This is a genomic window from Plantibacter sp. H53, from assembly GCF_001650455.1.
GTDB lineage: Bacteria > Actinomycetota > Actinomycetes > Actinomycetales > Microbacteriaceae > Plantibacter > Plantibacter flavus_A.
On record NZ_LWCT01000003.1, the window covers coordinates 62243 to 84539 of the forward strand.

Here is a 22297-nt window from a genome sequence, read left to right on the forward strand (position 1 = left end):
GACCGCCTCAGTCGACGGGGAAAAACGGGAAGACGGCTGCGGCGAAGGATCGCGGCTGCTCCACCCAGGGGTAGTGTCCGCACCCGTCGAGCACGATGGCCTGGCCGAGGGGGAACCGCTGCGCGAGGGCGACGACGGGCGCGAGTCCCGTCAGGCCGTCCTCGGAACCCGCGACCACGAGCACGGGTGCCGTGACGGTTCGGAGGGCGTCGCGGATGTCCTCGACCTCGTCGATCGTGGGGGTGTGCACGAACGCGTCCTGCGCGGCCGGGTGCCAGGCGCCCAGGCGCTCGTGTTCGCGGGCGGTGTCGTCCCACTCGCCCCAGGCGATGGGCGCCACCGCCGGGAACAAGCGGTTCCCCGACGCGGAGTCCGGGGCCGCGAGCAGTTCGGGCAGCGCCTCGAGGAAGCCGGGATACCAGTCCTCCGCCGCGTGTCGGGCGATGATCTCCGCGCTGTCGTCGTCCGTGTCGACGAGCCAGGTGGCGGGTGGCGTGATGAGGCACAGGCGGTCGAGCCGGTGCGGGTAGCGCGCTGCGTAGCTCACGGCGACGCGGGTACCGGCGGAGTGCCCGAGGAGTTCGAGGCGGTCGACGTCCAGCCAGCGACGCACGGCCTCGACGTCCTCGGCGAGTTCCGGCCAGCTCGCCGCCGCGGTCGACGACCCGCTCTCGGACCGTCCGACCCCGCGCTGGTGCAGCAGGATGAGGCGACGCCTGGTGCTCAGGCCCGCGAGATCACCGAGGTAGGCCGGGTGACGCGCCGGACCGCCGGCGAGGACGACGAGGGGCGGCAAGGCGTCGTCGCCGATCACGTCCACGTGCAGCCTGGTGCCGTCGTGACTCTCGACGACGGCCGACGACCCGGTTCCCGCTGCTGCGCTCATCCGGGCCGCGATCAGGAGACGCGTGCGGCGATGTCGGTGCGGTACTGACCGCCCTCGAGTTCGATGCGCGACAGCGCCTCGTACGCACGTCCGCGTGCCTCCGGGAACGTGGATCCGAGGGCCACGACGTTGAGGACGCGGCCGCCGGTGGCGACCAGGCCACCGTCGACGTCGGCCGTGGCCGCGTGGACGAGGTGGACCCCCTCGACGGCGACGGCGGCGTCGAGGCCGGTGATGCTCCGGCCGGTGACAGGCGTTTCGGGGTAGTTCTGGCTCGCGAGCACCACGGTCACCGCGCTCGCCTCGGCGAACGCGGGCCGTGGCTGCTGGTCGAGCGTGCCGGTGGCCGAGCCGAGCAGGAGCGCCGACAGCGGGGTGACGAGCCGGGGGAGGACGACCTGCGTCTCCGGGTCGCCGAAACGTGCGTTGAACTCGATCACGCGGATTCCGCGTTCCGTGAGGATGAGCCCGGCGTAGAGGAGCCCCTGGAACGGGTTGCCCTCCGACGCCAGCTGCCGTACGACGGGGACGGCGACGGTCTCCAGGACCTCGTCGACGAAGGCCGTCTCGCTCCCGAAGCGGTTGTCGAGCCAGGGCAGCGGGGAGTAGGCGCCCATCCCGCCGGTGTTCGGGCCGGCGTCGCCGTCGAGCAGTCGCTTGTAGTCCTGCGCGGGGGAGAGCGGGAGCACCGTCTCGCCGTCGGTGATGAAGAAGAGGGAGACCTCCTGGCCGTCGAGGAACTCCTCGACGAGGACGCCGCCGTAGCCCAGCCAGTTGGTGGCGTGCTGGATGGCCGCGTCGCGGTCGTGGGTGACGAGGACGCCCTTGCCCGCCGCGAGGCCGTCGGCCTTGACGACGTACGGGGCACCGAAGTCGTCGAGCGCGGCGATCGCTGCGTCGAGGTCCTCGGCGCGGACCGCGCGACCGGTGGGCACGCCGGCTTCGTCCATGATCCGCTTCGCGAAGGACTTCGAGCCCTCGAGCGCGGCCGCCGAGCGATTGGGGCCGAAGACCGGGATGCCGGCGGCGCGCAGCTTGTCGGCCACGCCGGCGACGAGCGGGGCCTCGGGCCCGATGACGACGAGGTCGACCGCTTCGTCGCGGGCGAAGTCGCGCACGATCGAGGGGTTCTCCTGGTCGATGCCGACCACGGTCACGTCGCCCGCGATGCCCGCGTTGCCGGGGGCGGCGATGATGTGGTGCCCGGCCTCTTCGGAGAGGAGAGCCTTGATGATGGCGTGCTCGCGAGCACCGGAACCGAGGACGAGGATCTTCACCCGTCTAGCTTAAGGCGCAATGGCCTAGCCTCGAATGCATGGCCAGACCCAGGATCACGGACGCCGTCGGTCGCGCTGCCCTGGAGCAGGCACTCGGGGACGCACCGGCATCGCGCACGGACACGGCGACCGCGGTCCGCTACCTGTTGGAGCTCCTCGTCGAGCGGGCACCCGGCAACACCGTCGAGGTGCGGGTGCCGCCGTTCGGCGCGGTGCAGTGCATCGAGGGCCCCCGCCACACCCGAGGCACGCCGCCGAACGTCATCGAGATGGATGCGCCGACCTGGCTCGCCCTCGCCTCAGGCCGCATCGACTGGACCACGGCGATGGCCGGCGGCACGGTGCACGCGTCCGGCCAACGCGCGGACCTCACGGGCCTCGTGCCACTGCTGCTGCCGCGCTGACGTTCGGCGGGATTCCGCGTGCTGCCGGGAGCGAACCGGGGTGGTGCATCACCGCCTCGTGCGCTGTGATGGAGGCATGAGCACGAAACGGCTGTTGGTCCTGGGCGGGACGGAGTTCGTCGGGCGAGCGGTCGTCGACGAGGCCGTCGCCGCCGGCTGGGAGGTCACCGTCTTCCATCGCGGCACGAACCGGTCCTCCCCGTCGGACTTCGTCAGCGTGCTGCACGGCGACCGGACGCTGCCCGGCGGACTCGACGCGCTCCGGGTCGGGTCGTGGGACGTCGCCGTCGACACCTGGTCATGGGCTCCGGTCGCCGTCCGCGACGCGGCCGCGCTGCTGGCCGACCGGGTCGGGAGCTACGTCTACGTCTCGAGCCGTTCCGTCTACGCCGACCCGCTTCCCCCCGGAGCTTCGGAGGACGCGCCGGTCGTCGACGGATCGGCGCACGACGAGGGCTTCGCGGACTACGCCCGTGCCAAGCGCGGCGGTGAGCTGGCCGCCGTGCAGGCGTTCGGTGACCGAGCGGTCTTGGCGCGAGCGGGCCTCATCCTCGGCCCGCACGAGAACATCGGCCGACTGCCCTGGTGGCTGGCGCGGATCGCCGAGGGCGGTGAGGTGCTCGCCCCCGGCGACGCCTCCGACCCCATCCAGTACATCGATGCGCGGGATCTCGCGGCCTTCCTCCTCACGGCCGGTTCGACGGGCGCGAGTGGTGCGTTCAACGTCGTGAGCGAGCCGCGGGCGGCCACGCTGGGCGATCTGCTCGACGCCTGTATCGCCGCAACCGGGTCAGGCGCGACCCTCCGCTGGGTGGATCAGGAGCGGGTGCTCGCGGCCGGGATCCAACCCTGGACCCAGCTCCCCGTATGGCTTCCGACCGGACCCCACGCGGACGCGATGCATCACGGAGACGTCTCGCGTGCGATCGCGGCGGGTCTCCGTCGTCGTCCGCTCGCCGAGACCGTCGCCGACACCTGGGGTTGGCTGCAGGCCCTCGGCGGTGTGGCGCCGCAGCGTCCGGACCGCCCCGTCATCGGACTGGACCGCGCCCTTGAGCGGGCCGTGCTCGCCGGGAGCTGAGCGGCTGTCAGCGGACCTCGCGGAGCAGGGCGAGCCGACTGCGCGTCCTGACCGCGTCGCGGGCGAAGCCGCCCGGCCCGAGGGCGGGGTCGGTCATAAAGGTCTCCCGGTCGGTGGCGGCCACGACGTGGAGTTCGACGCCGAGATCGCACAGGGCGTCGATGAGCAGGACGAACCGGGCGCGCGCCTCCCGGGTGAGGGCATGGGACGCGGGCAGGCCGTCGAGGACCCACCGGTCGTAGTCCGCCGCCCAGGCGAGGTAGTCGCCCACGGAGGTCGGACGTTCGATGAGTTCGGCGCTGGCGAACCACACGCGGCCGTCGCGCGCGGCGGCCGCGTGGAACGTGTGGCCACTGATCGTCAACGTCGTCGCCTCGCCCGGCCCCGGTCGGTGGAGGCCGACGGTCGCGAGGCGGGCGTCCGCGGCCTCGCCGGCGATGGACCAGCTGCCACGGGCGAAGCCGTCGCGGTGTCTGACCGGGGAGCTGCGACGGTGGTCGGTCGAGCCGGCGAGTTCGAGCACCTGCATGTTCGCCTCGATCAGGGCGATGCCGGGCTCGAAGACGTGATGGTACGCCGGGTCCGGCAGGAGGTCCTGCGGCCGGAAGTTCGAGCTCGTCAACAGGGTCACCTGTCGGGCGAAGAGGGCTTCGAGCAGCCGGATCATGAGGGTGCCGTCGCCGGGATCGTGCACGTGGAACTCGTCGAAGAGCACGACGTCCACGTCGGCGAGCAGCTCGTCGACGGCTTGCTCGACCGCGTTCGTCACCGCTCCCGCCGCCGCCCGGGACGCGGCGCCCGGCTCGCCCGTCGCGCGGGCCGCGTCGGCGGCCTCCGCGCGGACCCGGTGGATCGCGGCGTGCAGCCCGCGGAAGAAGGAGTGGAAGTGGACGCGACGCCGCCGCTGCGTCGGGAGCGCTGCGAAGAACGCGTCGAGGAGCCAGGTCTTGCCCCGCCCGGCCGCACCCCACAGGTACAGGTGTGCGGGTCGATCGTCGGCGATCCGGAGCGATGCCAGGCGCCTCGCCACCTCCAGCTGCTCCGGCTCGAGCGTGAACCCGGCGGCGGCGGCGGCGGACTCGACCGCCGAGAGCAGGGCGTCGCCCGGAGGGATCGGAGCGGGATCGGTCGTCTCGGTCCCCGTCGTGTCCACCGCTCGATCGTACCCGTCTGCTCGTCGACCGCGGCCGTTCACCATCGGTTCACGATGCCCAGGATCGTGGGGGAGAATGGAGGCATGACAGACGCCACCGGGCAGCCAGCACCGGAAGCTCAGCACCCATCCGAACCGACCGGTCCGACGCCCTCGACCGAGCCCGACACCGAGGTCGCGACCGTGTACTCCTCCGGTTCGGTCTCGGTGCGCCGGTCACCCCGCTACTGGCGGTTCCTCGTCATCGGTGCCTTCGTCGGTGTCATCGCCGCACTCATCCTCACCTTCGCGTTCCCGGGGAGCGCCGACTACTCGCTCACCCAGGTGTTCGGCTTCCTCCTGCTCGTGTGCGTCGTGGTCTTCGGCGCGATCGCCCTCGTCGTCGGTCTCCTCATCGACCGCTCCATGGCGCGACGGACGCGGATCGTCGCAGCGGATAGAGTTGACGTGCATCCAGCCGGGACCCCCGCGGCCGACGCGGAACCGACCGGTTCCGTCAGTGCCGAGCCAGGTGAGTCCGGCCCCCGGAATCCACCCATCGCAGAAGGTTCAGGACGGTCATGACCTCATCCACCAGCTACCGGGAGGCCGGTGTCGACACGGCGGCCGGTGACCGCGCCGTCGAGCTCATGAAGGCCGCCGTCGCGAAGACGCACGGCCCGGAGGTCTTCGGCGGCTTCGGCGGGTTCGCCGGCCTGTTCGACGCCTCGGCCCTCACGGCCTTCCGTCGGCCCCTGCTGGCGACGTCGACCGACGGCGTCGGCACGAAGGTCGCGATCGCCCAGGCCATCGACAAGCACGACACCATCGGCCAGGACCTCGTCGGCATGGTCGTCGACGACATCGTCGTGGTCGGTGCGAAGCCGCTCTTCATGACCGACTACATCGCCTGCGGCAAGGTCCACCCGGAGCGCATCGCCTCCATCGTCGCGGGCATCGCCCGGGCCTGCTCCGACACCGGGACGGCGCTCATCGGCGGCGAGACCGCGGAGCACCCCGGACTCCTCGGGGTCGACGACTACGACGTCGCCGGCGCCTGCACCGGTGCGGTCGAGGCGGACGCCGTCCTCGGTGAGCACCGCGTCGAGGACGGCGACGTCGTCCTCGCACTCGCCTCCTCGGGCCTGCACTCGAACGGCTTCTCCCTCGTGCGGCACATCCTCGCCCAGGCGGGCGTCGGCTACGCCGACCACAGCGACGAGCTCGGCACGACGTTCGGCGAGGCCCTCCTCGAGCCGACGCGGCTCTACACCCTGCCCCTCCTGCGGCTGCTCGACGCCCCGGCCTTCGCGGGTGGCGTCCACTCGCTCAGCCACGTCACCGGCGGCGGGATCGCCGCCAACCTCGCGCGCGTCCTGCCCAAGGGGTCCTGGGCCGAGGTCGACCGCTCCACCTGGAGCCCGTCACCGGTGTTCCGCACCCTGAGCGAGCTGGCCGGATCCTCGCTCGAGTCGAGCGAGGGCACCTGGAACCTGGGCGTCGGGTTCTTCGCCGTCGTCTCGCCGGCGGTCGCCGACGGCGTCACGGCCGCCCTCGAGGCCGACGGGATCGCGACCTGGCAGGTCGGCACCGTGCACCTCGGCGACGACGCCGCAGACCTCAGCGCGTTCGAACAGGGTGCCAAGGGGGTCGACGGCGGCGCCGTCCGCCTCGTCGGCGCCTACCGCGACTAGTCCCACCGCTCTCCGGCCCACCTTCCTCCGTTCCGCCACTCGCCCAGCACGAACCCCAAGGAGTCCCCACGCATGTGCGGCATCGTCGGCATCGTCTCAACCGAGCCTGCCAACCAGCAGGTCTACGACAGCCTCCTGCTCCTCCAGCACCGCGGTCAGGACTCCACCGGCATCGCGACCGCCGACGGCAGCACCTTCCACATGGTCAAGGCCAAGGGCCAGGTGCGTGAAGCCTTCCGCACCCGCGACATGCGCTCGCTCCTCGGCAACATGGGCCTCGGCCACGTGCGCTACGCGACGAAGGGCGACGCCGCCAACGAGAGCGAGGCGCAGCCGTTCTACGTGAACGCGCCCTACGGCATCACGCTCATCCACAACGGCAACCTCACGAACACGCGCGAGCTCAGCAAGGACCTGTTCCACGTCGACCGTCGTCACGTGAACTCCACGAGCGACACCGAGCTGCTGCTCAACGTCCTCGCGACGGAGCTGCAGGGTCAGATCAGCGGCCTCGACCTCGATCCCGACCAGGTGTTCAACGCCGTCGAGAACGTGCACGAGCGGGTCGAGGGCTCCTACGCGACGATCGCCCTCATCGCCGGTCACGGCCTGCTCGCCTTCCGCGACCCGTTCGGTATCCGCCCGCTCATCCTCGGCAAGCGCCAGACGGGCATGGTCGGCAACGACTGGGTGGTCGCCTCGGAGTCGCTCGTCCTCGAAGCCGGCGGCTACGAGATCGTCCGTGAGATCGCCCCGGGAGAGGCCGTCTTCATCACCGCGTCGGGTGAGCTGTACTCGCGGCAGTGCGCGAAGAACCCGCGGCTCGTGCCGTGCTCCTTCGAGTACGTCTACCTCGCGCGCCCCGACTCCGTCATGAACGGCATCTCGGTCTACGAGGCCCGGCTGCGTCTCGGCAACAGGCTCGCCGACACCATCGCCGAGTACACGCCGATGGGCGACATCGACGTCGTCATGCCGATTCCGGACTCCTCCCGTCCAGCGGCCATGCAGGTCGCGCAGAAGCTCGGCATCGAATACCGCGAGGGCTTCTACAAGAACCGGTACGTGGGGCGCACCTTCATCATGCCGGGCCAGGCGCAGCGCAAGAAGAGCGTCCGTCAGAAGCTCAACGCGATGGGCTCCGAGTTCAAGGGCAAGAACATCCTCATCGTCGACGACTCGATCGTCCGCGGGACGACGTCGAAGGAGATCGTCGACATGGCGCGTCTCGCCGGTGCCAACAAGGTGACCTTCACCTCCGCCGCACCGCCGGTCCGCTACCCCCACGTGTACGGCATCAACATGCCGTCCCGCCAGGAGCTCGTCGCACACGGTAAGAAGATCCCCGACATCGCGCGTGAGTTGGGCGCTGACAACCTCATCTACCAGGAGGTCGCCGACATGAAGGCCGCCATCCTCGAGGGCTCCGGCATCAGCGACCTCGAGATGAGCTGCTTCACCGGCGAGTACGTCACCGGTACGGTCTCCGAGGAGTATCTCGAGTGGGTGGAGCGCTCGCAGCTCTCCTGAGCCCTGCCTGAACGACGAAGCGCGCGAGCCCCGAGGGGATCGCGCGCTTCGTCGTTCAGGAACCGACTGCTACTCCGGCGCACCGGGCTGCTCGAGCGGCGCCGGCGTGGCTGCGGGGGCCGCCTTCGGCTTCGTCGTGCGCGGCTTCGCCGGTGCCTTCGCGGTGGCCGTCTTCGCTGCGGCGCCCGTCGTCTTCGTCGTCGGTGCCTTCGCGGCTGCGGTCTTCGGCGTCGTGGTCTTGGCCGCTGCCGCCTTGGGCGTCGTCGAACCGGTGGTGGCGCGCGTCGAACTCGTCTTGCGGACGGTGCTCCCCGCGGCCGTCGCCGTGGTCGTCTTCGCGGCGGGCTTCCGAGCCTTCGTCGAACGCGTCGTCGTCGACCGGCTGGTCGAGGTGCGTGGCGCGCTCACGGCCGCGGCCGGTGCGGTGGCCGACACGGTCTCGTCGCGTCCGGTCGTGTCTGCGGCTCCGGTCTCGTCGCTCGCGAGGCGCGCCTCGGTCTCGTCGGCGGCGGCTGCGACGGTCTCCGCGTCGCCGGTGGACGTCGACTCCAGGACGATCGACTCGGCCGGTTCGGCGGAGGTGTTCGCTGCGGCGGCGGCCTCGGGCGCGCGGTCGGTGCCGGAGAAGACCGCGGCGAACTGCTCGGTCGGGGTGGGCTCGGCGGCGCGCACCCAGTCCGAGGTGGGCTCCGCGGCCGGAGCCTCAGCGGTCGGAGCCTCGGTCGACGGTGCCTGGTAGGCGCCGTACTGCTGCGTCGCCTGGGAGCCCTGCTGGGTCTGCGTCGTGCCGTATCCGCCCGTCTGGCCACCGGCATACTGCGAGGTGTCGTAAGCGGTGGTCTGTCCGTACTGTGCGGGGTCGTACACCGGCGCCTGGCCGGTCTGGCCCGCCTGGTAGGGGTGCTGCTCGTAACCGCTCTGACCGGCGTACGGTGCCTGCGTGGGGTTCGGCTGCGAGGCGGCCTCGCGAGCGGCAGCGCGCTGCTGCTGCTGGTTCACGAGGCGCGCGACCTCGGCGTCGATGGCGTCCTCGGTGATGTGCTTGGACGGACCGTAGGCGTCGAGTCCGACGAAGACCAGGGCGATGCCCATCACGAAGATCGGCCAGATCGGCCAGAAGTACCCCCAGGCGCCGGTGAGGAGCCAGATGACGATCAGGAGGACGGAGACCGCACCCCAGACGGCGAGAAACTGCTTGAAATCGTGCTGCGCCTTCAGGCGCTTCTTGGCGGCAACGCGGAGTTCGTCGGTGTTCATCCGTCCAGGCTAGTCTCCGCCCAGTGAGAACTCCATTTGCCGACATTCGTCTGGGAGATCACCCGGCCGAGACGTGCCGGAGCGATGGCAAACCGCTGATGCAGACGCGCCGGAACGGTGGGAAGGACGCGCCTACGCGCCCTTCGCCTCACCGTCGGCGTACTTCTCGGCGTACTCAGCCCACTTGGCGATCTCGTCGTCGTAGCTCTCGTCGACGCCCGTGCCCGGGTGGTCGACGGAGTGCCCCGTGAGCTCGCGCTCGAGCGCGTTGTAGTTCACGTCCGGGCTGAACGACTTGAGCTCACGAGCGATCTTCGTGTGCTTTGCCTTTTGACGGCCACGACCCATGCGAGACCCCCTCATGATTTTCTGACCGGCCGCGCTTGCGGGGCGTCCGGGGCTTTCGCCTACCAGGGAACGATAAAGACTAGCGTTGAGCTTACCATGCCGCCCGTGGACGGGGCGCTCGTACGGGGACGGTCCGGCGCGCACCGGTGCCGACACCGCGACGGAACGGGGCTGGGCCAGCACGCCGAGTGGTGGGACGATGGACCCATGACCGGAACCCTGCACATCACCGGAGATGCGGACGCCGACCGCCTGTTGTCGACCGACCCGCTCGCCCTGCTCGTCGGCATGCTGCTCGATCAGCAGGTGCCGATGGAGACCGCGTTCGCCGGCCCGCTGAAGATCAGCGACCGCCTCGGTTCCTTCGACGCGGCCACCATCGCGCGGGAAGAACCCGAGGCGTTCGCCTCGCTCTTCAAGACGAGTCCCGCCGTGCACCGGTTCCCGGGTTCCATGGCCGGCCGGGTGCAGGGGCTCTGCGCCGCGATCGTCGACGATTGGGACGGTGACGCTGAGGCGATCTGGACGCGCGACGCGCCCGACGGCCCGGAGATCCTGAAGCGCCTGCTCGCCCTGCCGGGGTTCGGTGAGCAGAAGGCGAAGATCTTCCTCGCGCTGCTCGGCAAGCAGTACGGGCTCGACGCGGCCGACTGGCGGGAAGCGTCGGCGCCCTACGGCGAGGACGGCAGCCTCCGGTCCGTCGCCGACATCGTCGACCCGGAGTCGCTCGCGCAGGTGCGGGCGGCGAAGCAGGCGGCCAAGGCCGCCGCGAAGCGCGCGAAAGGGGAGTGAGGACATGAGCGAAGCGCAACGCTCGGCCGCGATCGTGGTCGGTGTCACGCCGGGGCAACCCGACACCGTGCTCGTCGAAGCGGCGTCGTTCGCGCAGGCCTTCGCCTGCCGGCTCGTCCTCGCCCACGTCGACGCGAGCCGGTTCGTCGTGGTCGAGAACGTCGACGGCACCGTCACCTCACTCCCGTTCGACGCCGATCTGCACGACTTCGATCCGGAGCCCGTCGATCCCGACCTGGAGGCGACGGCGCATCGCCTCCTCGACGACACCGGCGTCGCCTGGGAACTGACCCAGCTCGCCGGCGACCCGGCTCGCGCCCTCGGTCGACTCGCCGATTCGGTGTCCGCGCGGGCGATCATCGTCGGGACCCGGGAGCGCGGCCTCCGCAAGGGGATCCTCGAGTTCTTCAACGGTTCCGTCGCCGCGACGCTGGCCCATCGGCAGGCGCGTCCGGTGGTCGTGGTCCCGCTCGCGCCGAGCGCCACCGACGAACCGCTGTGGGACGCCGCCGCCGGCGACCTGCGGTGACGGCCGCTCCGACGGGGACACGGGCTCCGCACCTCCGACCCGCCACGATCGCGATGGTCGCGCTCGGTGGCGCGATCGGGACGGGCGCCCGCGAGGCGATCTCCCTCGCGGTCCCGCCCATCGGCGGTGTCCCCGTGGCCATCCTCGGCATCAACGTCGTCGGCGCCTTCCTGCTCGGCCTCCTCCTCGAGTCGCTCCTCCGACGCGGACCCGACGACGGCCGTCGACGCGATCTCCGCCTCTTCCTCGGTACCGGCGTCCTCGGTGGTTTCACGACGTACAGCGCGCTCGCGGCCGACAGCAGCGTCCTCCTCATCGAGGGGAACGCTGTGGTGGGGGTGCTGTACGCGGTGGGGAGCGTCGTGCTGGGCGTCCTCGCGGGCTGGGGCGGCATCGTCCTCGCCCGACGGATCGGCGGTGGCCGCTCGTGACGCCCTGGCTCTTCCTCGCGATCGCGGCGGCCGGCGGTGTCGGCGCCGCTGCTCGCTTCGTCGTCGACGGCCTCATCCGCTCCCGCGTGGGCGGCGCGTACCCCTGGGGGACGACCGCCATCAACGTCAGCGGGTCGCTCCTGCTCGGCCTCGTCACGGCGCTGGCCCTCGGCGGGGTCGTCGACGAGGCGTGGCGGCTCGTCCTCGGAGGTGGGCTGCTCGGTGGGTACACGACGTTCAGCACCGCGAGCATCGAGACCGTCCGGCTGCTCCACGACGGACGTTCCCGGGCCGGACTGGTGAACGCGTTCGGCATGCTCGTCGCCTCGGTCATCGCGGCCCTGGCCGGCTACTGGCTGGGCTCGCTCGTCGCATGACCGCTCGTTCGCCCAGACCTGGGCGAACGAACACGGCGGCTACGCCTCGAAGCGGCGGTTGTGCCTAAGGTTCAGCACGATCGGGATCCCGAGGGCGACGATGAGCAGCAGGATGCTCCAGAAGCCGATCTCCGACCACAGCAGGAAGACCCCGAAGACGCCGAGTCCGCCCGACAGGCCGCGCAGGATGATGGTGAACTGCGGGAGTCGCTGCGGGCGGCCCTGCCACATCGGCAGCGGCGAGTCGGGGTTCGCGGCGATGAGGCGGACCATCGACAGCGTCCCGAAGACGGCCGCGAGGAACAGCAGCGAGAGACCCCAGGTGAACATGTCCCCAGTCTGTCAGTCTGCGGCCGACCCCTCACGCCGTCGCCGGAGCGCGTGGCCGATCAGGAGCGAGGCTGCCCCGTGTTGCGGTCGATGTGCGGCTTCCGCTCGATCGGCTTCTTGACGCGGACGATCTCGCCACGTCGTTCCTGGCCGGGCAGCGGCCGTGACCGACGTCCGTAGATGAGCTCCGAGGAGTCGAGCAGCCACGGCACGAGGGCGACGGTCACGCCGTGGACGAGCATGATCTGGTTGCGGATCCGCGACGCCCGCCGGTTGTGGAGGAGGCTCTCCCACCAGTGCCCGACGATGTACTGCGGCATGTAGACGGTCACGACCTCGGCGCCGTGCTCAGCACGGTGCGCCTTGATGTACTTCGCGAGCGGCATCGCGAACTCGCGGTACGGCGACTCCAGGATGACGAGCGGCACGTGGATGTTCTGTTCGATCCACTGCTGCTCAAGCAGCTTCGTGGCCTCCGGATCGATCGACATGTGGACCGCTTCGAGGCTGTCGTGCTTGGCGGCGATCGCGTAGTCCAGCGCCTTGAGGATCGGCTTCTGCATCTTGCCGACGAGGACGATCGCGTGGTCGCCGGTCGCGCCGAAGGTCGTGGTCGGGTCGACCTCGACCTCCTTCTCCACGTCGCGGTAGTAGCGGTTCACGCCGAGCATGAGGACGAAGAGGATCGGCATGAGCACGAAGACGAGCCAGGCGCCGTGGGTGAACTTCGTGATCGTGACGACGATGAGGACGCTCGCGGTGAGCAGGGCGCCGAACGCGTTGATCGCGAGTCCGCGGTAGACGGAGCCGCGGTTGTCGCAGCCCTCCCGGAGCATCCGCAGCCAGTGCTTCACCATGCCCGTCTGGCCGAGCGTGAACGACACGAACACCCCGATGATGTACAGCTGGATGAGCTGGGTGAGGTTCGCCTGGTAGACCACGAGGATCGCGCATGCAGCGAGACCCAGGATGATCATGCCGTTCGAGAACACGAGGCGGTCGCCGCGGGTGTTGAGCGACTTGGGGGCGTAGGAGTCGCGCGCGAGGACGGCACCGAGCAGCGGGAAGCCGTTGAAGGCCGTGTTGGCTGCGAGGAGCAGGACGCACGCGGTCGCCGCCTGGATGAGGAAGAACGGGATGCTGTTCGCGCCGAAGACCGCGGTCGCGACTTGTGCCATGAGGCTCGGCTGCGGCGTCGTCGCGCAGTCCGCGAACCCCTCGAGGTGACAGGCGTTCTCGGCGTAGTGCACGCGGGAGATGAGGGCGAGTGCGGTGAGGCCGACGAACAGCACGATCGCGGTGCCGCCCATGAGGACCAGCGTCTTCTGGGCGTTCTTGATCTGCGGGCGGCGGAACGCGGGCACACCGTTCGAGACCGCTTCGACACCGGTGAGTGCCGAGCAACCGGAGGAGAAGGCGCGCAGGAGGAGCAGGATGAACGCCGCCTGGGTGAGGCTCTCACCCTGCACGGTGAACTCGGCGCTCGAAGCGACCGGGGCGTCGCCCATGAAGGTGCGGGCGAGTCCTGCGACGATCATGACGAGCACGCTCGCGATGAAGAAGTAGGTGGGGATCGCGAAGGCCTTGCTCGACTCCCGGACACCGCGCAGGTTGACGGCCATGAGGACGAGGACGAATCCGACGGCCAGCTCGACGCGCCACGGGTTGAGCCCGGGGATCGCGGAGATGATGTTGTCGACGCCCGAGGCCACCGAGACGGCGACCGTGAGGACGTAGTCGACGAGGAGGGCGGAGGCGACCACGAGGCCGGCCTTCTCGCCGAGGTTCCGGTGGGCGACCTCGTAGTCGCCACCGCCCGACGGGTACGCCTTGATGAGCTGCCGGTAGCTCGCGACGACCACGACGAGGAGGATCACGACGCACGCGGCGACCCACGGCGCGAAGCTCAGGAAGGCGAGCCCGCCGAGCGTCAGGATCATGAGGAGTTCCTGCGGTGCGTACGCCACACTCGACAGCGCGTCGCTCGCGAAGATCGGCAGTGCGAGCCGTTTGGGGAGGAGCTGGCCCTCCAGGTTCTCGGTCGGCAGCGGGTCCCCGATCAACCAGCGTTTTGCCGATCGTGGTTCTGTCCCGGGCTCTCGACCCTCAGTTGTCACGAGCGGCGATATTACTCCTTCGGGAACCGGAGTCAAGCGGGGATGAGCTGGATGGACAGGCATCGTCACCCGACCGTGACGCAGTGTTCATCGACCGGGGGAGTGGCGGACCAGGATGGTCGACCAATATTCTGAGCGACGGCTGTTGCCTGGCTGTGAGCCCGGACAGTCGCTCGTGATCGACCACCCACCTCAAGGACCCTCATCGTGACCGCTCGCCGTCGTCTCCTCCCGCTCGCCCTCGCCGCCCTCGCCGCGACCCTGACGCTCTCCGGGTGCAGTGTCGTGGAGGGCATCCTCCCGAAACCCGCCGAGACCCGGGACGCGCAGTCCGGCGAGATCGTCGGTGGAGGTACGACGGACGTCTTCACCCTGTCGGTCGGCGACTGCCTGAACGACGAGTCGTCGTCCGACGAGGTCACGGAGGTGCCGACCGTGCCCTGTTCCGAGCCCCACCAGTACGAGGTGTACGGCGAGGTCACGCTGGTCGGCGACGAGTGGCCCGGCGAGGAGGCCGTCACGCAGCAGGCCGACGATGGTTGTTACGCGCAGTTCCAGGCGTTCGTCGGGATCGTCTACGAGGACTCCAACCTCGAGTTCAACTACTACACGCCGACCGAGGCCAGCTGGAACGGGGTGGACGACCGGCTCGTCACCTGCGTGATCTACGACTCCGAGGCGACCACGGGCTCGCTGGCCGGGGCCGCACGGTAGCTCGACCGCGCGCGCTGCGCCGACGGAACCGCCCGACTCCAGCAAGGGGTCGGGCGGTTCCGTGTCTCGGCTCGCGTGGCGGGGCGATCAGCCCTGCAAGCGCTCCCGCAGGCGGTCGCGGACGGCGACGAGGTCGGCACGCAGGGCTGACACGGTGTCATCGTCCAGCGCGCCCCCACGGGCGACGTGCTCGCGGAGTTCGGCTCGGACCGCCTGTCGGAACTCGTTGATCGACACGTCGGTCTCGTGGAGCGCCAAGCGACCCTGCACCTTCTGATCGGCGCTCTCCTCGGCGGTCGACGTCCAGCTCGGACCGGGCTTCGCGGACTGCTTCGCCTCGCGCGCGGCGGAGGCGAGATCGGCCCGGAGGCTCTTCATGGCCGCCGTGACCCCGCTGCGGACCTCGTCGGCGATACGGCGGACGGAATCGGTGAGCTGGTCCTCGATGCCGTCGAGCTCACCCGCCCGTGCCGCGAGCTCGGCCCGGCCCGCCTCGGTGATCTCGTAGACGGTCTTCCGGCCGTCACTCGTCTTCGTGACGAGTCCCTCCTCCTCGAGCTTCGCGAGGCGCGGGTAGATGGTGCCGGCGCTCGGGCTGTAGGTGCCACCGCTCCGGTCGGTGAGCGCCTGGATGAGTTCGTAGCCGTGCTTCGGCGACTCGTCGAGCAGGCTCAGGAGGTACAGCCGCAGGCTGCCGTGGGCGAAGACGGGGCTCATGCGCCTGCCTCGCTCCCTGCGGTGGTGGCCGCGCCCGCCGGCTCGCCAGCCGGGCGGCGGAGGACGGTCACCGCGCCGCCGACGGTGTTCATGCGCACCTCGGCGAACTGTCCGGAGAGGGCGCCCGTGTGCGAGTTGTACCCGCCACCGCGCAGTCCCTTGAGGACGACGCCGTCGATCGCCAGGCGGCCGCCGACCGAGTTCGCCGTGTAGCGTGCGGCGAGTTCCTCGTCGAGACGGACCGTGATCGCGCCGCTCACGGTGTTCAGGTCGAGCTGCTCGCACGCACCGTGGATGTCGAGGAGTAGGTCGGAGGAGACGCCGTCGATCGAGGCGCGCGTGATGTCGCCGGAGACGGTGACGTCGCCCGAGACCGTGTGCGCCTGGATGCGACCCGTGTGGTTCTGGACCGTGAGCTCGCCGCTCACGGAGTTGAGGTCGAGTCGTCCGGTCATCCGGTCGGCCACGAGGTCGCCGGACACCGTGTTGAGCTTGGCGTCCGCGGTGAGGCCTGCGACCAGTCCGCTGGCGCTCACGACGCCGAACGTCAGAGCGATGTCGCGGGGGACGAGGACACTCACCTGGGCCGTGGCGCGGTTGGCGCCGAAGTTCGAGAACACTTCGAGGAAGTTGTCCCACCGCAACTGCGGGTGGTCGATCTCGGCGACGTCGCCGTCGATGGTGATCTTGAGGTCCTTGCCGGTGACGGCCCCCACCTCGATGCGTGCGCCGGGCTCGTCGTGTCCGATGATGTCGACCTGGCCGCCGATGAGGCCGACCTTGAGCCGTCTCACGAGTTCGAGGTCGATGATGCGGCTCTCGCCGGGAGCGATGATCCACTTCTCCTGTGCCATGGTGCGCTTCCTTCCGAGTGATCGCGATATATCGCGTTGAACTGAAGTTCACGATATATCGCGTCTCGGCGCATGGCAACCCCCGGAACCTCCGGGATCACCCTGAGTCGACCCTGGGATCGGCGGCCGCTCGGTCGCGGCCCCACACGTCCGGCCGGACCGGCCGCCGCTCAGTACCAGGGAGCGATGGCCAGGTCGTCGGGGACGGACCCCTCGTCGACCGGCGGCCCACTGCCGTCGAGGCAACTCGATCCGGCGGGGACCTCCGAGTGCGCCGACCACGGGTCGTCGGCCTCGGCATGGAAGGGCACATAGCCGACGAGCTTCGAGGACGGGGGCCTCACCACGGCCTCGAGCGCAGCGGTGAAGTCGCCGAACTCCTTCGTGGCGAACACCGTCGCTCCCTCCAAGCCCGACGACCGATCCAGCTCGCAGGAGACGGCCACCGGCCGCCAGCCGGCTTCGCGCAGCTGGACCAACATGGCGGTGGCGGCAGGCCAAGCGGGCCCGCTCGGTCCTGGTTCCGCGGTCACGTCCGACGGCCAGAGGCCATCGACCGTGATCGCCCCGCGTTGCACGCTGACATTGGCGGAGGTGTCCGGAACCTGCGGCCCGCTGACGCTGCCGTCCGTGAAGAGCGGATCATCGGCCAGCGCGGCGAGCCGGGCGTCGTCGGTCTCGTCCGCCACGACGGGTGTCGACGACAGACCGCATCCCGTACAAGCGAGCGCGGCGACGAGGATCGTCAGCGACACGGTCGCAAGGCGACGATGGATCTGCTGCATGACGGTTCCCTCCGCGGCGCCCGAGCGGACGCGTCACCCTCACCGTAACTGACACCCCGGCGTGCGCCACGTCCGACGCCCGACGGGTGATGGGGAGTGCTGCCCATCGTCTTCCGGAGCCGGCGGGGACAGGGTGGAACCATCGGATCAGGCGCCTCACCGGGATCGACCGGCAAGCGCGAACAGCACCGGAGAGCGGGGACCCATGAGTGGCACGATGCAGGTGGACGACGCGGGCCTGACGGCGGTCGTCCAGACGGTGGGTGGGGCGGCCACGAGCGCGACGGGGATGTTCTCCACGTGCCTCGACACGTCGTTCCTCGACGAGCAGGTGGCCGCGAACGCCGCCGCCTTCGAACTGACGTGGCGGACCGAGATGACGGAGGCGGGCAAGACGCTCGACGACTTCGCACGGTGGATGCAGCACGTCGCGGACACCATGGCCGGCACGGACGCGGCCCTCGCCGAGGACGCCTCATGACCGCGCCGACGCCGCAGGCTCCGCCACCCACGGTGGTCCCGTCCGATCGCCGTGACGCGTCCGAGCGGGCCGCGACCGGCGCACGGGTCGCGTCGCTCGCCGCGGAACTCCGCGGGGCCGGTGTCCCCGCCGGCGTCACCGAACAGGTCGCGAGCGTGGTCCGCACGGCCGGTCTCGACGCCGTGATCGACCTCGGTGCCGGCATGCTGACGGACGAGCAGGCGGGGGTCGTCCTGCTCGACGCCCTCCTCGACGCGCGTCGTCGAGGTGTCGGCAGCGCTGAGACCGCCGCCGAACTGCGCGCGGTCGCCCGATTGCAGACCGTCGTCCGGCAGCTCCTCTCCGGACTCGCCATGACCACGCGCACCGCCGGGGTCGGAGACCGCTCGTGAACCTCTCCGAACTGCGCACCAAGAGTTCAGCCGAGATCGACGTGCTCGCCACCTTCATCGGTTCGCTGAGCGGCGACCCGATGAGCTTCATCACCTCGATCGGATCGTTCGTCGATCGCGCGGTCGGGCTCATCCCCAGATCCTCCACGTTCGCGGACACCCCACCGCCGGGTGATCCGGCCACCATCGACGGGCTCGCGGAGCAGTACGAGCACGCGGCGCTCGCCGCCGAGACCATCCAGACCACGCTCTCCACCGTCACGGCGTCGAGCCTGCCGGACGCCTTGGTCGGGGTGACCGGCGCGAGCGCGGCACACGTCCTGGCCTCCGTCGACACCCTCGTCGGCAGCGAGATCGAGGGGCTCCGGACCGGGGCCACCGGTCTGCGCGACTACGCGGACGCCATCACCGCGGCCCGCAGCGCTCACCATCCGGGTGCGGACACCATCCGCGACGGTCAGCGGACCATCGGGAACATCTCCGTGAACCCATGGGCGATGACCAACCCGATCACCGGAGCCGGAGAGGTCGCCGGTGTGCTCTCGGACCTCATCCGCGGGGCCGGCCAGATCCTCGACGGCGTGTCCGTCTGCCACGACGCCTACGACGACGCATGGGCGGCCGGTGAGGCGCTGCAGCGGGCACTGTCGGACTCCGAGGGCCACGCCGTGCTCGCGGGCGTCGAGGTGCCCGTGGGTCAGACACGGCTGGACGTCCTCGTCTCGCGGACGCAGTTCCCGAACGGCGACCCGGACGGTTCGGTCCTCTCCGAGACGGAATGGGCGAACTACGTCCAGAACTGGAACGCGATGAGCGACGACGAACGCGAACGCATCCTCGCGGCGATGGAGGAGTCCGGCGATCCCGCCGTCAGCGCCCTCCTCATGAGCGCGATCGCCACCGGCGCCGGCAGTTCCTCCGTGCTCGCCCTCGCCGACGCGATCAAGAACGCTCCGGCCGGCGAACGTCAGCGCATGATCGACGAACTCACGAACCTCGGCGTCGGCGACAACGGGGACGCCACGGTGAACGGCGAGACCTTCGACCAGTACAACAACAAGACCTGCGGATCGACGACGCTCATCACCCTGGCCGCCCAGTCCGATCCGTTCCTCGCGTACTGGCTGCGGACCGGCGAGCTCCTCGACGGACATGTGCCCGACTACCTCCGGGGACTCGACCTGGCCGACGCGGCCGGTCTGGACACCGAGGATCGGATGACGTTCCTGCAGCAGGCCGTCCAGGACCGCGCGAACGACCTGTTCCCCGGCCCGGTCGATTACCCGAACGTCGCGGGTACGGCACCCGGCGGCGCGGTCGACGAAGCCGACCGCACCGGCACCGACTACCACATCGACTGGACCAACCTCCTGGGTGGCGACTCCGGCAGAGGGGCGGCGCTCACCGAGGCGGCGGTCGCCGCGAACGACGGGACCCCCGTCCCGCTGCTCGTCGGCCCCGGCGACAACACCATCCCGCAGCACTATGTGCTCATCATCGGCTTCCACGACGGCGACTACGAGATCTACGACCCGTCGACCGGCGAGACGAACTCGGTGGACGAGGACATCATGCTGAACGGCTCGGATGAGCCGGTCACGGGCTTCGCGAACTGGAACCAGATCTACGCCGTCGTGAACCCGAGCTGACCCTTCGACAAGCTCAGGGACCGGGTGGGGTGGCTCGGGGAGCGGGTGCGGCTCAGGGGCCGGGGTGCGCGACCGGGTGGAGCCAGACGTCCGCTCAGCGCCAGCGGTACTCGAGCTCCGGGCGCCCCGGGGTGCCGTAGCGCGGCGACCGCTCGACGGCGCCCGTCTCGGCGAGGTACTCGAGGTAGCGCCTGGCCGTCACCCGCGACAGGGACCCGGCGGCTGCCGCCTCGCTCGCGGAGAGCGGTCCGGCTGCCTGCCGGAGGAGGTCCGAGACCAGGCGGAGGGTGTCCTCCGAGAGGCCCTTCGCCAACTGCGGACGGGAGGACGGCGCTCGCAGCGTGGCGAGGGTGAGGTCCACCTCGTGCTGGCTCGCCACCGAGCCCTCCGCCGACATCGTGCGCCGGAAGGAGCGGTACGCCTCCAGCTTGTCGGCGAACGCGGGGAACGCGAACGGCTTGATGAGGTATTGGACGATGCCCGCCGAGACCGCCGCTCGGACGATCCGGAGATCACGGGCCGCGGTGATGGCGATGACGTCGACGTCGATACCCGCCGTCCGGATGCGTCGGCAGAGCTCGAGACCGTGCGCGTCCGGCAGGTTGAGGTCGAGCAGGACGAGGTCGATCCGGTCGTCGGGGGAGCGGTGGGCCGCAGCTGCCCGCAGCGCCTGCATGGCGGTGGCCGCATCGCCCGCCACGGCGGCGAGTTCGAAGCCCTCGACGCGGCGCAGGTAGGACGCATGGGCCTGCTGGGCGATCGGTTCGTCCTCGACGACCAGGACCCGGATGCGCTCGCTCATGTGCCTGCCTCGTCCCGGACCCCGACCGCGGCCGGCAGCGTCACGACGAACGCCGAGGACGGCTCGCGGACGACCTCGATCGTGCCGCCGAGCCGTGTCACGGCCTGCTGGACCAACGCGAGACCGAACCCCCGGCCGTAGCGGCCGGGCTCCTTCGTCGACCAGCCGCGCACGAACGCGAGGTCGAGCGCCTCCGGGGGCAGGCCCGGTCCGCTGTCGGTCACCTGGATCACGAGCTCCGTCGTCTCGGCGTCGGCGGACCGCCCGGCGCCGAGCGCGTCCGGCAGCCCCTGCCCGAGGTAGACCTCCACCCAGGGGCGATCGCCGGACGCCGCGTCGATCGCGTTGTCGATGAGGTTGCCGAGGATGGTGACGATCACGGCCGGGTCGACGCGCACGCGACCGAGCGCCGGGTCGCTCTCGAGGTGCAGCTCGACCCCCTGCTCGGCCGCCTGCGCCGTCTTGCCGAGCAGCAGTGCCGAGATCACCGGCTCCTGCTCCGCCGCGAGCACGCGGTCGGTCAACCGCTGACTCGCTCCGAGTCCCTGCGCCGCGAGGTCGAGCGCCTCCTCCCGCCGGTCGAGCTCGATGAGCGAGACGATCGTGTGCAGCCGGTTCGCGAACTCGTGGGTCTGCGAGCGCAGGGCGTCACTCATCGTCCGCATCGAGGCCAGCTCGCCGCTCAGGTGTTCGATCTCGGTGTGGTCGCGCAGCGTCATCACCCACCCACGCGGGTGCGGTCCCGCCGTCTCGCCCGGACCGACCGCCGACTCCTGGTTCACGACGAGCACGTGGTCGCGCGTGAGGTGGATCTCGTCGACGGCCTGGCGTCCGCTCGCGAGGAGCTCCCGCAGCCCCGCGTCGATCGGCAGCTCGTCGACCGGTACCGCTCCCGGGGAACGCTCGCCGAAGGGCAGCCCCAGCAGTTCGGCCGCCTGGTCGTTGACGAGCACGAGACGGCGGTGTCGGTCCACGAGGACGAGCCCCTCGCGTACGGAGTGGAGCACCGATTCGTAGTAGTCGAACATCCTGGCGAGGTCCTCCGGTCCGCGCGAACCGGTGACCCGTGCGAGGTAGCGGCGGAGCGTCCAGGAGCCGATCGCGCCGATGACGAGCACGAGCAGGGCCGTCCCGAGCAACCACGGCACCCGGGTCTCGAAGGTCTCGGACACGTTGCTGACCGTGACCCCCGCGGCGACGAGGGCGACGACCTCGCCGGCGTCGTCACGGATGGGTGCGACGGCGCGGACCGAGGGGCCGAGCGTGCCCGTGTACGTCTCGGTGAAGGTCCGTCCCTCGAGCGCCGGTCCGATCGTGCCGATGAACGGCTTGCCGATCTGGTCGCGCTCGCGGTGCGTGTACCGCGTGCGATCCGGAGCCATGATCGTCACGAAGTCGACACCGGTGTCGCGCATGAGTGCCTCGGCGTAGGGCTGGAGCGCGTCCGACGGGTGATCCGAGCCGACTTGTGCGACGACGTAGGGGTTGTCCGCGACGCCGTTCGCGACGTCGAGGCACTTCGCGACCGCGCGGTCCTCGGTCTCGGTGCGGGCCTGGAACCAGAGCAGGACGCCGGCGACGAGCGTCATCGCGACGACCGCGACGAGCTGCACGAGGAAGAGCCGCGAGGCGATGCTCCTGGACCGACCGGCCATCGCGTCACCTCCGTCTGCTCCGTCGCGTCGACCCCTCAAGTATCGGGGGTGACGACGGCCTCA

Annotated in this window: 25 protein-coding genes; 13 read left to right on the plus strand and 12 right to left on the minus strand. The window is 70.5% G+C overall.

The annotated features are described in order from the left end of the window. Positions 1-7: 7 nt before the first annotated feature. Positions 8-886 carry an alpha/beta fold hydrolase gene (locus tag A4X17_RS03045; protein WP_064294201.1) on the minus strand — a complete coding sequence of 293 codons (879 nt, stop codon included), beginning with the start codon at positions 884-886 and terminating at the stop codon, positions 8-10. A gap of 11 nt (positions 887-897) precedes the next feature. Further along, complete coding sequence (purD, locus tag A4X17_RS03050; protein ID WP_064294202.1) at positions 898-2163, minus strand: phosphoribosylamine--glycine ligase; 1266 nt, start codon at positions 2161-2163, stop codon at positions 898-900. Between the two features lie 38 nt (positions 2164-2201). On the opposite strand from purD, the gene A4X17_RS03055 reads away from it, so the two are divergent. Together A4X17_RS03055 and A4X17_RS03060 are read left to right on the plus strand one after the other, a co-directional pair. After that, positions 2202-2567, plus strand: coding sequence for a sterol carrier family protein (locus tag A4X17_RS03055; protein WP_064294203.1), 366 nt, complete (start codon positions 2202-2204; stop codon positions 2565-2567). Positions 2568-2643: 76 nt separating this feature from the next. Continuing rightward, entirely contained in the window at positions 2644-3648 is a 1005-nt protein-coding gene (locus tag A4X17_RS03060; RefSeq protein ID WP_064294204.1) for an NAD-dependent epimerase/dehydratase family protein, read from the plus strand. A 7-nt stretch (positions 3649-3655) separates the two neighbouring features. Here A4X17_RS03060 and zapE read toward each other — a convergent pair whose 3' ends face one another. Then, positions 3656-4801, minus strand: coding sequence for a cell division protein ZapE (gene zapE, locus A4X17_RS03065; RefSeq protein ID WP_197479005.1), 1146 nt, complete (start codon positions 4799-4801; stop codon positions 3656-3658). 84 nt (positions 4802-4885) lie between these two features. Here zapE and A4X17_RS19395 point away from each other — a divergent pair, with 84 nt between their 5' ends. From A4X17_RS19395 to purF, 3 genes are all read left to right on the plus strand, one after another. Then, a complete protein-coding gene (locus tag A4X17_RS19395; RefSeq protein ID WP_064294206.1) occupies positions 4886-5365 on the plus strand; it encodes a DUF2273 domain-containing protein in 480 nt (159 codons plus the stop codon). Beyond that, a complete protein-coding gene (gene purM, locus A4X17_RS03075) occupies positions 5362-6474 on the plus strand; it encodes a phosphoribosylformylglycinamidine cyclo-ligase (protein ID WP_064294207.1) in 1113 nt (370 codons plus the stop codon). Before A4X17_RS19395 ends, purM begins: the two co-directional genes overlap by 4 nt. Before the next feature lie 72 nt (positions 6475-6546). Further along, positions 6547-8004 (plus strand): amidophosphoribosyltransferase, encoded by a 1458-nt coding sequence (purF, locus tag A4X17_RS03080; RefSeq protein WP_064294208.1) that lies wholly within the window; start codon positions 6547-6549, stop codon positions 8002-8004. A 69-nt stretch (positions 8005-8073) separates the two neighbouring features. Here purF and A4X17_RS03085 read toward each other — a convergent pair whose 3' ends face one another. Both A4X17_RS03085 and A4X17_RS03090 read right to left on the minus strand, forming a co-directional pair. Beyond that, positions 8074-9261 (minus strand): 2TM domain-containing protein, encoded by a 1188-nt coding sequence (locus A4X17_RS03085; protein ID WP_064294209.1) that lies wholly within the window; start codon positions 9259-9261, stop codon positions 8074-8076. Between the two features lie 132 nt (positions 9262-9393). Continuing rightward, positions 9394-9609, minus strand: a complete 216-nt coding sequence (locus tag A4X17_RS03090; RefSeq protein ID WP_064294210.1) for a DUF3073 domain-containing protein — start codon at positions 9607-9609, stop codon at positions 9394-9396. A gap of 207 nt (positions 9610-9816) precedes the next feature. On the opposite strand from A4X17_RS03090, the gene A4X17_RS03095 reads away from it, so the two are divergent. Genes A4X17_RS03095 through crcB form a run of 4 tightly spaced genes read left to right on the plus strand, consistent with a single transcriptional unit; the run spans position 9817 to position 11738 of the window. Further along, a complete protein-coding gene (locus tag A4X17_RS03095; protein WP_064294211.1) occupies positions 9817-10401 on the plus strand; it encodes an HhH-GPD-type base excision DNA repair protein in 585 nt (194 codons plus the stop codon). 4 nt (positions 10402-10405) lie between these two features. Beyond that, the gene (locus A4X17_RS03100; protein ID WP_064294212.1) at positions 10406-10930 is read left to right on the plus strand and encodes a universal stress protein; all 525 of its coding nucleotides are present in this window, start codon (positions 10406-10408) and stop codon (positions 10928-10930) included. Further along, a complete protein-coding gene (locus A4X17_RS03105; protein ID WP_369808442.1) occupies positions 10927-11361 on the plus strand; it encodes a CrcB family protein in 435 nt (144 codons plus the stop codon). Before A4X17_RS03100 ends, A4X17_RS03105 begins: the two co-directional genes overlap by 4 nt. Next, complete coding sequence (gene crcB, locus A4X17_RS03110; protein WP_064294213.1) at positions 11358-11738, plus strand: fluoride efflux transporter CrcB; 381 nt, start codon at positions 11358-11360, stop codon at positions 11736-11738. The genes A4X17_RS03105 and crcB overlap by 4 nt, the downstream gene beginning before the upstream one ends. 39 nt (positions 11739-11777) lie before the next feature. Here the strand turns inward: crcB and A4X17_RS03115 are convergent, their stop codons facing one another. Next, entirely contained in the window at positions 11778-12068 is a 291-nt protein-coding gene (locus tag A4X17_RS03115) for a hypothetical protein (RefSeq protein WP_064294214.1), read from the minus strand. A 59-nt stretch (positions 12069-12127) separates the two neighbouring features. Next, positions 12128-14131: an APC family permease gene (locus A4X17_RS03120; RefSeq protein ID WP_085511822.1), complete on the minus strand. Its 2004-nt coding sequence runs from the start codon at positions 14129-14131 to the stop codon at positions 12128-12130. A gap of 261 nt (positions 14132-14392) precedes the next feature. Here A4X17_RS03120 and A4X17_RS03125 point away from each other — a divergent pair, with 261 nt between their 5' ends. Then, on the plus strand, positions 14393-14899 hold the full coding sequence (locus tag A4X17_RS03125; RefSeq protein ID WP_231884279.1) for a septum formation family protein: 507 nt from the start codon (positions 14393-14395) through the stop codon (positions 14897-14899). Positions 14900-14986: 87 nt separating this feature from the next. On the opposite strand, the gene A4X17_RS03130 is transcribed toward A4X17_RS03125, so the two are convergent. The 3 genes from A4X17_RS03130 to A4X17_RS03140 form a co-directional block, all read right to left on the minus strand. Next, entirely contained in the window at positions 14987-15616 is a 630-nt protein-coding gene (locus tag A4X17_RS03130; RefSeq protein ID WP_064294217.1) for a PadR family transcriptional regulator, read from the minus strand. Beyond that, positions 15613-16470: a DUF4097 family beta strand repeat-containing protein gene (locus A4X17_RS03135; RefSeq protein ID WP_064294218.1), complete on the minus strand. Its 858-nt coding sequence runs from the start codon at positions 16468-16470 to the stop codon at positions 15613-15615. Before A4X17_RS03135 ends, A4X17_RS03130 begins: the two co-directional genes overlap by 4 nt. Before the next feature lie 170 nt (positions 16471-16640). Continuing rightward, a complete protein-coding gene (locus tag A4X17_RS03140; protein WP_064294219.1) occupies positions 16641-17255 on the minus strand; it encodes a hypothetical protein in 615 nt (204 codons plus the stop codon). Between the two features lie 205 nt (positions 17256-17460). On the opposite strand from A4X17_RS03140, the gene A4X17_RS03145 reads away from it, so the two are divergent. From A4X17_RS03145 to A4X17_RS03155, 3 genes are read left to right on the plus strand one after another with little or no spacing between them, the layout of a single operon-like run. Then, a complete protein-coding gene (locus A4X17_RS03145) occupies positions 17461-17736 on the plus strand; it encodes a hypothetical protein (protein WP_064294220.1) in 276 nt (91 codons plus the stop codon). Next, a complete protein-coding gene (locus tag A4X17_RS03150) occupies positions 17733-18128 on the plus strand; it encodes a hypothetical protein (protein WP_064294221.1) in 396 nt (131 codons plus the stop codon). Before A4X17_RS03145 ends, A4X17_RS03150 begins: the two co-directional genes overlap by 4 nt. Next, positions 18125-19777 (plus strand): hypothetical protein, encoded by a 1653-nt coding sequence (locus A4X17_RS03155; protein WP_064294222.1) that lies wholly within the window; start codon positions 18125-18127, stop codon positions 19775-19777. Before A4X17_RS03150 ends, A4X17_RS03155 begins: the two co-directional genes overlap by 4 nt. A 94-nt stretch (positions 19778-19871) precedes the next feature. On the opposite strand, the gene A4X17_RS03160 is transcribed toward A4X17_RS03155, so the two are convergent. Then, positions 19872-20579 (minus strand): response regulator, encoded by a 708-nt coding sequence (locus A4X17_RS03160; RefSeq protein ID WP_064294223.1) that lies wholly within the window; start codon positions 20577-20579, stop codon positions 19872-19874. Continuing rightward, positions 20576-22234, minus strand: a complete 1659-nt coding sequence (locus A4X17_RS03165) for a sensor histidine kinase (protein ID WP_064294224.1) — start codon at positions 22232-22234, stop codon at positions 20576-20578. The genes A4X17_RS03160 and A4X17_RS03165 overlap by 4 nt, the downstream gene beginning before the upstream one ends. Positions 22235-22297 lie beyond the last annotated feature (63 nt).